General features: G+C 66.2%; 8 protein-coding genes and 1 tRNA gene. 5 read left to right on the forward strand and 4 right to left on the reverse strand.

Features of this window, described 5'->3' with window-relative positions:
* Window positions 1-60: 60 nt before the first annotated feature.
* The 3 genes from ACZY1G_RS02485 to ACZY1G_RS02495 form a co-directional block, all read right to left on the reverse strand.
* Window positions 61-1197, reverse strand: a complete 1137-nt coding sequence (locus ACZY1G_RS02485) for an SIR2 family protein (protein WP_463821502.1) — start codon at window positions 1195-1197, stop codon at window positions 61-63.
* 172 nt (window positions 1198-1369) lie between these two features.
* Window positions 1370-1443: transfer RNA gene (locus ACZY1G_RS02490), tRNA-Gly, on the reverse strand.
* An 85-nt stretch (window positions 1444-1528) separates the two neighbouring features.
* On the reverse strand, window positions 1529-4642 hold the full coding sequence (locus ACZY1G_RS02495) for a tandem-95 repeat protein (RefSeq protein ID WP_463821503.1): 3114 nt from the start codon (window positions 4640-4642) through the stop codon (window positions 1529-1531).
* 430 nt (window positions 4643-5072) lie between these two features.
* Here ACZY1G_RS02495 and dcd point away from each other — a divergent pair, with 430 nt between their 5' ends.
* On the forward strand, window positions 5073-5645 hold the full coding sequence (dcd, locus tag ACZY1G_RS02500) for a dCTP deaminase (RefSeq protein ID WP_463813452.1): 573 nt from the start codon (window positions 5073-5075) through the stop codon (window positions 5643-5645).
* A 194-nt stretch (window positions 5646-5839) separates the two neighbouring features.
* Complete coding sequence (locus ACZY1G_RS02505; RefSeq protein WP_463821504.1) at window positions 5840-7468, forward strand: DUF7159 family protein; 1629 nt, start codon at window positions 5840-5842, stop codon at window positions 7466-7468.
* Here the strand turns inward: ACZY1G_RS02505 and ACZY1G_RS02510 are convergent.
* Window positions 7465-8082 (reverse strand): DUF4232 domain-containing protein, encoded by a 618-nt coding sequence (locus ACZY1G_RS02510; protein ID WP_463821505.1) that lies wholly within the window; start codon window positions 8080-8082, stop codon window positions 7465-7467. The two genes, ACZY1G_RS02505 and ACZY1G_RS02510, sit on opposite strands and share 4 nt — an antisense overlap.
* Before the next feature lie 127 nt (window positions 8083-8209).
* On the opposite strand from ACZY1G_RS02510, the gene ACZY1G_RS02515 reads away from it, so the two are divergent.
* The 3 genes from ACZY1G_RS02515 to ACZY1G_RS02525 are packed head-to-tail and all read left to right on the forward strand — an operon-like array spanning window position 8210 to window position 11618.
* The gene (locus tag ACZY1G_RS02515) at window positions 8210-9535 is read left to right on the forward strand and encodes a UDP-glucose dehydrogenase family protein (protein ID WP_463821506.1); all 1326 of its coding nucleotides are present in this window, start codon (window positions 8210-8212) and stop codon (window positions 9533-9535) included.
* A 9-nt stretch (window positions 9536-9544) separates the two neighbouring features.
* A complete protein-coding gene (locus ACZY1G_RS02520) occupies window positions 9545-10867 on the forward strand; it encodes a cytochrome P450 (RefSeq protein WP_463821507.1) in 1323 nt (440 codons plus the stop codon).
* Between the two features lie 4 nt (window positions 10868-10871).
* The gene (locus tag ACZY1G_RS02525; protein WP_463821508.1) at window positions 10872-11618 is read left to right on the forward strand and encodes a maleylpyruvate isomerase family mycothiol-dependent enzyme; all 747 of its coding nucleotides are present in this window, start codon (window positions 10872-10874) and stop codon (window positions 11616-11618) included.
* Window position 11619 lies beyond the last annotated feature (1 nt).

Raw genomic sequence — 11619 nt, forward strand, 5'->3', positions numbered from 1 at the left:
CTGTGCTCTAGTCGACTGGCCCCGGTCTCGCCGAAAGGCTTGAGGCCGGGGTCAAACGATTTACGGGCTCGAGAAATCGCCCCAAAGTCCAGACGTTGAAAGGCCGAAGGCGCCGCCTCGGTCAATCGCCAGGTGGTGCGAGGCTGCGCTTCCCCGCGGCCATCCGAACGCATCCTCAACCGTCTCGGATTTGAGATTGTCGCTGTGGGTAACCACCAAGATGTTTGGGGGGTTTCTTTTTGCCTCCCAGCACTGACTCAATAGGTTGTTGACGCACACATCGCGAAACGAATAGCCGACAATTAGCCAATTATCGGCATTCTTAAAATCCGTTTCAGCAACCGAATACGCCAAGCTATAAGGATATTGAGTTATATAGTCAGTCTTTTCGTGCTGATTTGCCAGAATCACTAAAGGTTGCCCGCTGAAGGTGTCTTCGTTGCGGTAGACCTCCCAGATGTCGCTGCGCACTGCATCTACGGGAAGCTTGCAATAGTTGTCCGCACCAAATCGCCAGAACGTGAGCGAGCCGTGGAGGTGGAGTAACCTCAACCGCCGCTGGTGTAGCGACATGAACTCTGCTTCCGTGGCGCGGAGTCGCTTGACGGCGTACCTTATGCCGCCAATTCCCACGGAGCCTGCGTCATAGCGGCCGTTCGCCATATCGCTAAGGATCTCGCTATAGCTCTCTGTAAGTACCGAAAGAACCAGCGTATCGTAGTTGAGATTAGCGACGGTGACGTGCTGATCGAATTTTTGCAACACTTCGTCAAAAAAATCAGACAGCGGCTGCCGTCGATCATAATCAGAGTATGAGCGCTCGGCAATGATTTCAAGCGTGTGGCCAATGCCGCGACGCTGTACTTCGCTCACGAATTCACGGACTCGCTGGATCGCGTCGGCAATCTCTGGATCGGAATTTCTGGTTAGGTCCGCAAATATGGCTAAGTCTTGAAGCACGTCGCTCTGGCCCCCGAAGGCCCCAATCAGGGCTTCAAAGTCTTTCTCGGGGTCTCCGCTTTGCGGAACATGCTTTGCGACGTTCTGCATGGCAGTTGCGACAGAATCGCTACCGGTGTATTCGTTCGTGAACCGCCGGGTCATTTCCTCGCTGATGCTGCTTAGCAGCAGCTCAGGACTGAAAGCAATGCTTAGACCGTTGCCAATGAGCATGGCGAGGTTTCGATCCCCGGGCATCGCTCCGACTCCTCCCTCGCCACGTGCTCCTCGATCTTACTGGCCGTAGCCGTGGGGGCGGGCAAACGGATTTCGGGGAGTCCTTCCGCACAGGCACGGACAAGTCACGGACAAATCTCAACTGATAGTCCAGAACTGTCCGCCCGCAAACCGCTGTGACCAGTGCTTCTCCTGGAGCCGATGACGGGAATCGAACCCGCGTATTCAGCTTGGGAAGCTGATGTTCTGCCATTGAACTACATCGGCCGTGTTGTGAAGGGCAAGGCTAACACGCGCGAAACCTCGCCTGGTGTGCACTCGAGCGCACACCAGGCGAGGTCGTCACGTCAGGTCAGAGGGCGACGCTCACCGGCAGCGGTGTGATCGGCGCCTGCACCGAAACCGTCGTCGTCGCGCCACTCGAATCGGTGGCGGTGACCACGAAGGTGTCCTCCGGCGGCGTGGTGCTGAACCGTCCCGGACCGCTGGTGTAGAAGGTCTGCGGAAGTCCCAGGGGTCTGCCCGCAGAGAACGTCGTGACGACGATCGAGACCTGCTCTCCCGCGACGAGATCGAGCGTGACCCGCGGGCAGAACCCCGTGTTGCCGCCACAGCCGGTCACCGGCACGGTGTGTGCGCGGCTATCGTCGTTGAGAACCACGGCACTGGTCTCTGGCGAGCTGGGGTCAAATGTCCCGCGGTACATGATCATCACGGTGTCCACAGGGGCTTCCGTCTGGCCGAAGACGTATGTCTGCGTGGCGGTCGCGGTGAAGAACGTCGCGATGTAGTTCCGGGTGGCGCCGCGCTGAGTCAGTTGACTGATGTTGCGTAGTCCGTCCGTAGTGCTGCCGAACGTGCCCTGGGTGAACTGCGAGGGATCGGTGAGGTTGATCGTCCCGCCGGTCGTTCCGCCGCTGACCGCCGCTCGCGCGTCGTCCGTCGGTGTGTAGACGAACGCGCCCGTGTTCGGATCGATCGTCACGGTTCCGTACGGGGTATTCACCGGCGCGCTGTAGGTGATCGTCCCACCCTCAGGGTCCGTCGCGCCGACCGTGCCCCGCACCTCTCCTGACGTCGGGTCGGCGGCGCCGGTGTTCACGCCCGTGATCACCGGTGCGTCGTTGACACTCTCGACGGTCACTGTCACCGTCGCCGGTCCGCTCGAGAAGGTCCCATCCGTCGCCGTGTAGGTGAACGTGTCGACGCCGAAGAAGTTCGCGTTTGGCGTGTAGGTGTATGAGCCGTCGCCATTGCGCACCAGCGTGCCGTTGGCCGGCTGGGTGAACGAGTCGACGTCCAACGTTCCGCCCGAGGTGCTGACGTCGTTGCCCAGCAGTGTTCCCGGCAGGAACGTCACCGAGGTGTCTTCGGTGGCGTCCAGCGCGTCGTCGGTGGCCACCGGCCCGTCGTCGACGGCCGCGACAGTGATCGTGACCGTGGCCAGCGCGCTGGTCGTGGTGCCGTCGGACACCGAGTAGGTGAAGGTGTCGGTGCCGTTGAAGTTGGCGTTGGGCGTGTAAGTGAATGAGCCGTCCGCGTTGTGGACAAGTGTGCCGTTGGCCGGCGCCGCCCCGATGACCGCCGTCAGCGTGTCACCGTCGGCATCGGTGTCGTTGCCCAACAGCGCATCTCGCGGGAAGGTGACTGAGGTGTCCTCGGTGGCTTCCACTGCGTCGTTGGTGGCGACGGGTGCGTCGTTGACGGCGTTGACCGTGACAGTGACTGTGGCGGTCACGCTTTCGGTGCCATCGCTGACGGTGTAGGTGAAGGTGTCAGTGCCATTGAAGTCCGCGTCGGGGTTGTAGCTGATGGTGCCGTCGCGGTTGATCCAGAGGTCGCCGTGTTCGGGTTGGGTGTAGCCCTCGACGGAGAGGTCGTCACCGTCGATATCGGTGTCGTCGGCGAGCAGGTCGGCCGGGTTGACGATCAACAGGCCGTCCTCGTCGACGGACACGGCGTCGTCGGTCGCGACGGGTGCGTCGTTGACGGCGTTGACGGTGACCGTGACTGTCGCCGTGGCGCTTTCGGTGCCGTCGGTGACGGTGTAGGTGAAGGTGTCGGTGCCGGTGAAGTCCGCGTCGGGGTTGTAGCTGATGGTGCCGTCGCGGTTGATCCAGAGGTCGCCGTGCTCGGGTTGGGTGTAGCCCTCGACGGAGAGGTCGTCACGGTCGATATCGGTGTCGTTGGCCAGCAGGTCGGCCGGGTTGACGACGAGCAGGCCGTCCTCGTCGACGGACACGGCGTCGTCGGTCGCGACGGGTGGGTCGTTGACGGGGTTCACGGTCACGGTGACTGTGGCGGTCGTGGCTTTGATGCCGTCGGTGACGGTGTAGGTGAAGGTGTCGGTGCCGGTGAAGTCGTCGTCGGGGTCGTAGGTGAAGGTGCCGTCGCGGTTGATCCAGAGGTCACCGTGTTCAGGCTGGGTGTAACCGTCGATGGACAGGTCGTCACCGTCAGGGTCGCTGTCGTTGGCCAGCAGGTCTCCCGGGCTGACGATCAGCAGGCCGTCTTCGTCGACGGTGACGCTGTCGTTGCCGGCCACGGGCGCGCGGTCGGTCGCTGCGACGTTCACGGTGATGATCGCCCAGTCGCTGTGCCCCCCGAACAGGCCGTGGACGTGGAAGTCGTCGCTGTCGTAGTCGGACACCCGCACCAGGAATCTGTCCCGGCCGCCGGTGAGTGCGAACTCGTTGTCGGCGTCATAGGTGAATGTCCCCGTGGCGGGGTCGACGGTGACGGTGCCGTGCTTGGGGCCGAACCACTTTCCCCGCGCCACCCGATAGGTCAGTGGGTCGTCGTCGGCATCCGTGCCGCCGAACGCGATCGGGACGCTGACGTCCTCGTACTCGTCGAGCGTTACGTCGACCTGCTGGTTGTCCAGCACGGGCCGACGGTTGAACAGCGTGCGCCGCGACTCCCGGTTCGCGACGCTCAGCATGCTCCACAGGCCGGTACCGGCGGGGGCGTCGGGCTCGGCCGGCGCTGCCGGTTCGTCGAGCTCCACGACCGCCGTCTCGGCCACCACGTGCGGCGACGTCACCACCGACGTCGCGATGAGGGTCCTCGTCGGCCGCGCCACAGACCTGCGGAGGGGAGCCTTCGGGGCGCTTTCCGCCTGCGTGGCCTCCGCGTCGGGGGCTGCGACCGCAGGTGCGTCAGTCCCGCGGACCTCGACGGCGTCCTCGTCATCCGTTCTGGTCGTTCGTGTGGGCGCGGCCGGCTTCTCGAGCTTGTTGCGTCGTTGGGTACGCGGCGACGCATCGTCAGCGGAGCTGTTGTTCTTGGCGGAGCTGTCGTTCTTGGTGGAGCCGCGCTTGCCTCGCGTGGACGTCGACGTGGCGGAGGGTGAGGAATCCGGCCGCGAGACGGACTGGTTGTCCGAGGACGAGCTGGTGGATGTGGAGTCGCTGTCAGCCGACGCGACGCCGGTGGCGCTGCTGGCTATCGCAAACCCGACTCCCACTACCACAGCTAATGCGCCGACGCGCCCGATGTGGGTACCGTGGGCGAGCGCCGCCGCTGTCGCAGTCGCGTGCCGATTGTTTGACCGTGCTTTCATGGATGTTTCCCCCAATTGACAGCCCGGACTTGATATTTGAGGCACAACGGTGGAACGTGCAGACGCGATGGCCCCCCGGGCAGCAACGCACCACGACGACACGTGGGATAGGACAGAGACACCAGTCGCCGCATCACACGGCCATCCCCGATAGCAAAACTGGTGACGGGATCGAAGCTAACATGCGTTCGCAAATTCGTGCGGGAATCTGTGGGAAAAATTGTTGCTGACGTAAGATTTTCTGTGAATTTTTCCCAACCGTTCACAACCGGCGCGTTCTGTGTGGAGGCCCGCCGCCCGCCCCCGGGCGGATTCCCGCCGTTACGCTCGTCCCGTGCTGCTCTCCGACCGCGACATTCGGGCCGAGATCGACGCCGGACGGCTCGGCGTCGACCCGTGCGACGACAGTCTGATCCAGCCCTCCAGCGTCGATGTCCGCCTCGACAGCCTTTTCCGCGTCTTCAACAACACCCGCTACACGCACATCGACCCCGCACTGCGGCAGGACGACCTCACCACCCTCGTCGAGCCCAAAGAAGGGGAGCCGTTCGTACTGCACCCCGGAGAGTTCGTCCTCGGTGCCACGCTCGAGCGCTGCACGCTGCCCGACGACCTCGCCGGCCGCCTGGAAGGCAAGTCCTCGCTGGGCCGCCTCGGCCTGCTCACGCACTCGACCGCGGGCTTCATCGATCCGGGGTTCTCCGGCCACATCACGCTCGAGTTGTCGAACGTCGCGAACCTGCCGATCACGTTGTGGCCCGGCATGAAGATCGGCCAGCTCTGTCTGCTGCGGCTCACCAGCCCGGCCGAGTATCCCTACGGCAGCGACAAGGTGGGCTCGAAATACCAGGGCCAACGCGGCCCCACGCCGTCGCGGTCGTACCAGAACTTCCTCCGGTCGAATTGACCGCGGCGGGAATCACCGTCCGGCGGGTAATGTCATAACAACTGGCGCGCCGGCTGCGAATCACCGTCGTACAGCTAACCGCGACGTGTGTAACACCGTGGCTGTCCGCGCCGATGAAGTACTAGTTGTCAGTGCTCACCGCCCAGGTGGGCCCGTACAGCGACCAGGCTGCAGCAAATATTTGGAGGGGTCGAGTGGACATCGTTCTCGGTGTGTCGATGACACCTACGACGGTCCGCATGGTGCTGGTGGAAGGCGAAAAGGCAGACGGCGTCACCGTTGACCATGACGTCTTCGACGTCACGTCGCCCGACGCTTCGGCAAACGTTGCCGAACATGTCGTCGCCGCCATCCAGGGCACCAAGGAGAGCGCGGAGTCCGGGGGGCATCACCTCAAATCCATCGGCGTCACGTGGAGTGACCACACCGAGGCGTCGGCTCTACGCGACGCGCTCACCGCGCAGGGCATCGACGACGTCATGCTCGTCGCCGAAAGCCATGCCGCCGCCTCGTTGGCGCAAGCGGTTGGGCGCGCGGTCGGATACGACACGACCGCTCTCCTCTTCGTCGACCGGGACACCGCGACGCTGTCGGTGGTTCGCACCGACGACGGCTCGGTGGTCAAAGTCCTCAGCCGTTCCCTGCACAGCACCGACGCCATGGCCGTGCTCACCGAGATGGCTCACGCGGTGGCCGCGCAGGACACCCCGCCGCAGGGAATGTTCGTCGTCGGCTCCGGTGTCGACGTCAGCTCCGTGAAGTCCCATCTCGAACACCTCGTCGCCCTGCCTGTCAGCGCGCCCGACGACGCAGACCTCGCCCTGGCCCGCGGCGCAGCGCTGGCGTCCGCCGCCGCGCCCGCCTTCGAAGCGACCACGGTCGGGCTGGCCTACTCGCAAGATCCCGACGGCGACACCGCCGGCTCGGTGTATGCCGGGCTCGCCGGCGCGGACACCCAGCTCGCGCCCGTCGGCGCCGAGGTGGTCGACGAGTTCGCACAGACCGAGATGCGCGAGGTCGAGGAGGGCCGCAAGCCCTTCCTCCTCGTCGGCAGTGCGCTCACGTCGGTGTTCGTCATCGGCGTGGTCGCCCTCGTCATCTCGCTCGCCGTCAGCATCCGGCCGACGGTCGATTCGCGGCCCAGCCCGGCACAAGCGGCGATCGTGCCGAGCAGCCAGGCTCCCGCGCCCGCGCCGATCGAGCAGGCCGCCCAGGTGCCGGCCGACCCGCCACCATCGGCGGAGACCATCAAGCCTCCGGTGCCCGTCGCGGTGCAGCAGACTCCACAGCAGGCGCCGCGCACCGTCTACGTCGAGCAGGCCCCCGCTCCGGCTCCCGCCGCCCCGGCTCCCGCGCCCGCCCCGGCGGCGCCGCCTCCCGCGCCGGTGCCGGCACCCCCGGTCGTGGCCCCGGTGCCTGCGCCTGTCGTGGTGCCTCGGCCGATCATCGTGGTGCCGCAGCGGCAATGGCCGGTGTTCGCGCCGCCGAAGCCCGCGTGGACATGGCCGAGCCAGCCGGAGGCTCCCGAGCCCGAAGAGCCGGAGACCCCGCCGTGGACGCCGCCGATGACGCAGCCGCAGGTTCCTCAGGTGCCGCCGGTGCCGCAGACGCCGCAGTGGCCCGGATCGAACTCCGGGAGCGGTCGCGGTGGTGACGACTACCCCAGCGGATCCGGCAGTTACGGCGGTTCGGGTGGTTCCGCCGGCTTCGGCGGGCCGAGCGGTTCGGGGTCGTCGTCGCGTGGCGGTTCGGGCAGCGGATCCTCGGGCGGCGAGAAGTGTTTCCTGATCTTCTGCGCGCCCGGTGGGGGCGGCCGCGGCTAGCCGACCGAGCTGATCGTCGCGTCGCAGATCGGCAGGTTCACCTCCAGTAGGTGTGATTTCGTCGTGTTGGGTGCTGTGACGACGAGCGTTCCGGTGCGCCCACATCCGTTGTCTGTAGCGGTGTCGATCGCCGACGACTGCACGTCGGCGGTCGCCTTCTCGCCCGGCTGCAGCTCCAGATGCGGTGCGGAGTTCTGCGGCCGGCGCTCGACATGCACCAGCACTCCGCCGGCCGCCGTCACCAGGTCGGCGCCCGGATAGCCCACGAGGACACACGCCTGCGCTGAGCTGTTGGTGAACGTCACGTCCACCCGGCGCAGCGTGTCCGCCTCGGCCACGGGTCCCGCGGCGACGGTCAGATCGGCGTTGCCGCACGCCGCCGGTACGGCAGGCGTTGTTTCCGTTGGTGACGGGGGCGGGGCGGCCGTAGTGGACGGCGCCGGGGACGCGGTTGCGGATGGCTCCGCGGTTGCCGACGGCTTTGTGGTCGTGGAGGGCGCAGCGGTCACGGTGACCGTCGTCGTCGTCGACGGCGCCTCGGGGCGGTCGGAACCGCAGCCGGCGAGCAGAAGCGCCGCGGCGGCACCTGAGATGAGCAGGGGTGTTGTCCTCATGGCATCAGTACAGAGCACGCCGCGGGCTACCGATCCCAATTTCGCGGCACGCGACCGTCACTTCCCGTTGATCTGGCGGCCAGTGTCGCGTTATGACCACCTCATTCCGGGCACCTATAGAGGCACTATGCGATGCACCGTTTTCGGCACCGGTTACCTCGGCGCCACCCATGCCGTCGGGATGGCAGAGCTCGGCCACGAGGTGATCGGCGTCGACATCGACCCCGGCAAGATCGCCAAACTGGCCAGCGGCGACGTCCCCTTCTACGAGCCGGGACTGCCAGAGATGTTGCAGCGCAACCTCGATACCGGCCGACTGCACTTCACCACCGACTACGCCGAGGCTGCCGACTTCGCCGACGTCCACTTCCTCGGCGTCGGAACACCGCAGAAGAAGGGTGAATACGGCGCCGACCTGAGGCACGTGTACGCGGTGATCGATGCGCTCGTACCCCAGTTGCGCCGCCCCGCGGTGATCGTCGGTAAATCCACCGTGCCCGTCGGAACCGCAGCCGATCTCGTCGACCGTGCCGCTGCGCTGAGCGCGGAAGGGATACCCGTCGAGATCGCGTGGAATCCCGAGTTCCTGCGAGAAGGACTCGCCGTCCACGACACACTGCATCCCGACCGCATCGTCCTTGGCGTACAAAAGGAGTCGCAGCTGGCCGAGGCCGCGATCCGGGCGCTGTACGCACCGCTGCTCGAGGACGGCGTGCCGTTCCTGTTGACCGATCTGCAGACGGCGGAACTGGTCAAGGTCTCCGCGAATGCCTTTCTGGCCACCAAGATCTCGTTCATCAACGCGATCTCCGAGGTCTGCGAGGCCGCCGGCGCCGACGTGACGACGCTGGCCGACGCCCTCGGGTACGACGCCCGCATCGGGCGACGGTTCCTCAACGCCGGCTTGGGTTTTGGTGGCGGCTGCCTACCTAAGGACATCCGCGCGTTCATGGCGAGAGCCGGCGAGCTCGGCGCCAATCACGCGCTCACGTTCCTGCGCGAGGTCGACAGCATCAACATGCGCCGCCGTACCCGCATGGTCGAGTTGGCGACCACCGCATGCGGAGGCTCTCTGCTCGGCGCCAACGTGGCCGTCCTGGGGGCGGCGTTCAAACCCGAGTCCGACGACGTCCGCGATTCGCCTGCATTGAACGTTGCCGGGTTGCTACAGCTCAACGGCGCGACCGTCAACGTCTACGACCCCAAAGCGATGGAGAATTCGCGCCGGCTGTTCCCTACCCTGACGTACGCGACGTCGGTCGCCGAGGCCTGCGACCGTGCCGACGCTGTCCTGGTGCTGACCGAGTGGGACGAGTTCGTCGACCTGGACCCCGAGACGCTCGCCGATACGGTGCGCACCAAAGTCATTGTTGATGGCCGTAATTGCCTTGCCGTCGAGCGGTGGCGGCAGGCCGGCTGGAAGCTCTATGCGCTGGGTAGACCAGCTGGCTAAGCTCGGGTGATGTCTGGATTCCAACACCGGCTGCGATGGTTGGTCCTGCACGGTATCGTCCGCGGCCTGTCCAGGGTCGGCGCCCGGCGCGGTGATCCGCAGGCCCGGCTGATCGCCGATCCCGCGGTGAGGGCAGATCCCGCGGCGTTCGCCGACGAGATGCGAGCTCGCGGCCCCGTCGTCCGCTCCCGCACAGCACTGATGACGTTCGACCACGCCGTCGCCAACGAGGTCCTGCGCTCCGACGACTTCCACGTCATGAGCCTCGGGGCCGGCCTGCCCCCGATCCTGCAACGCATCAACGAGAAGACCCGCACCGGGTTGCTGCACCCGATCGAGCCTCCGTCGCTGCTGTCGATCGAACCGCCCGAGCACACCCGCTGCCGCAAGATGGTGTCGTCGGTGTTCACCACTCGCGCGGTCGCCGCGCTGCGCGACCGCGTGCAGGACACTGCGGACGGGCTGCTGGACCGCCTCGAGGGTGAGAACGGCGTCGTCGACGTCGTGGACGCCTACTGCGCCCAGCTGCCGGTTGCGGTCATCAGCGACATCCTGGGTGTGCCGGAGGCGGACCGGCAGCAGATCCTGCGCTTCGGCGAACTCGCCGCCCCCAGCCTGGACATCGGCCTGTCCTGGAAGCAGTACACGAGTGTCCACCAAGGCCTCGTCGGGTTCAACGCATGGCTGACCCATCACCTCGACGAGCTGCGCCGAAATCCCGGCGATGACCTGATGAGCCAGCTGATCCTGGCCAGCGCGCAGGCTGAGGAAGGCGCCCAGCTCTCCCAGCGCGAGCTCCTGGCCACCGCGGGCCTGGTCCTGGCAGCCGGCTTCGAGACCACGGTCAACCTGCTGGGCAACGGCATCCGAATGCTCCTGCAGTCGCCCGGACACCTCGAGACACTGGCCGCCCGCCCCGAGCTGTGGCCCACCGCCGTCGAGGAGGTGCTCCGGCTCGACTCACCCGTGCAGATGAGCGCCCGCTTCGCCCGCAAGGACGTCGACATCGCCGGCACCCACATCAAGCGGGGAGAGTTGATCATCCTCCACCTGGCCGGGGCGAACCGCGATCCCAAGGTGTTCACCGATCCGCACCGCTTCGACCTCGAGCGGGAGAACGCGGGCAAGCACCTGTCGTTCTCCGGTGGCCGGCACTTCTGCCTCGGCGCCGCGTTGGCCCGCACCGAGGGCGAAGTCGGGTTGCGCACCTTCTTCGAGCGCTACCCCGGTGCGCAGCTCGCCGGAACCGCCCAGCGGAGGGACACCCGCGTGCTGCGCGGGTGGTCAACATTGCCGATCACCCTTGGGAGCGCGCGCACCGCGCTAGCGTGAGGTGGTGGACTTCCGAGCAGCTCTGCTCGAGCAGACTCGAGCTTTCGGCGATCTGATCCGTACGGCAGACCCGGCGACACCGGTGCCGACGTGCGGCGACTGGAACCTCAAACAGTTGTTCCGTCACGTCGGACGCGGAAACCGTTGGGCCGCACAGATGATCCTCGAGCGCCGAAACCAGGAGCTCGATCCGAGAGACGTGCGCGACGGCAAACCGCCGGACGACCCGGACGCTGCCGCGGACTGGCTGGTGAGGGGCGCGGAACTGATCGGCGAGGCGATCGATCGGGTCGGCGCCGAGACTCGCGTGTGGACGTTCGTCGGGCCCCGACCGGCGGGCTGGTGGATACGGCGACGACTGCACGAGGCCACCGTGCACCGTGCCGACGCTGCCCTGGCCCTCGGTGTGCCGTTCGAGCTGGCGCCGGATCTGGCCGCGGATGCCCTCAGTGAGTGGATCGACCGTGTGACCGAGGACCGGCGGCGTCCGCCGGCCCTGGACCGGGACCAATCCATTCATCTTCACGCCACCGATTCGGATTTGGGACCGACGGGGGAGTGGATGATCGTCCACGACGCAGAAGGCGTGTGGTGGTCTCACGACCACGGCAAGGGCAGTGTGGCGCTTCGGGGCCCGGCGACAGATCTGCTGCTGGCCACGGTGCGCCGCATCGGCACCGCCGATGCGGGCCTCGAGGTTCACGGCGACACCGCCGTCTGGGACGGCTGGCTGGAACGCACGCCGTTCTGAG

The sequence above is a fragment of the Mycobacterium sp. IDUB_5 genome, assembly GCF_055419565.1.